Raw genomic sequence first — 720 nt, forward strand, 5'->3', positions numbered from 1 at the left:
AACTTCCGCTATTGATAAGCTGAAGCGTTCATAGCGTGAGTTGCCTATGCACAGTGGGGGATTCCCGCCGGCACGGTGCAGATGCTCGACCGGCTGGAAAGTGAAATCCTGGCTGACCGGGTGAGTGAGGAAAGCCGCCGCTGGCTGGCATCGTGCGGCCTGACCGTGGAGCAGATGCAAAACCAGATGGACCCGGTGTACACGCCGGCGCGAAAAATCCACCTGTACCACTGCGACCATCGCGGCCTGCCGCTGGCGCTTGTCAGCACGGAAGGGGCAACAGAATGGTGCGCAGAATACGATGAATGGGGCAACCTGCTGAATGAAGAGAACCCGCATCAGCTGCAGCAGCTTATCCGCCTGCCGGGGCAGCAGTATGATGAGGAGTCCGGCCTGTATTACAACCGCCACCGCTATTATGACCCGCTGCAGGGGCGATATATCACTCAGGATCCGATTGGGCTGAAAGGGGGATGGAATTTTTATCAGTATCCGCTGAATCCAGTTCAGTATATAGATTCAATGGGACTGGCATCAAAATATGGACACTTAAATAATGGCGGATATGGAGCGAGACCCAACAAACCGCCTACGCCCGATCCAAGTAAATTGCCGGACATAGCGAAACAATTAAGACTGCCATATCCTATTGACCAGGCCAGTAGTGCGCCTAATGTTTTCAAAACATTCTTCAGAGCATTAAGCCCTTACGACTAGATC

1 pseudogene is annotated in these 720 nt (G+C 53.5%); it reads left to right on the forward strand.

The features are described from left to right. Nucleotides 1–63: 63 nt before the first annotated feature. Nucleotides 64–714, forward strand: a pseudogene (locus ACS8YF_RS19725) (RHS repeat-associated core domain-containing protein); the annotation flags it as partial. Nucleotides 715–720 lie beyond the last annotated feature (6 nt).

This window comes from Salinisphaera sp. SWV1, from assembly GCF_052044155.1.
GTDB lineage: Bacteria > Pseudomonadota > Gammaproteobacteria > Nevskiales > Salinisphaeraceae > Salinisphaera.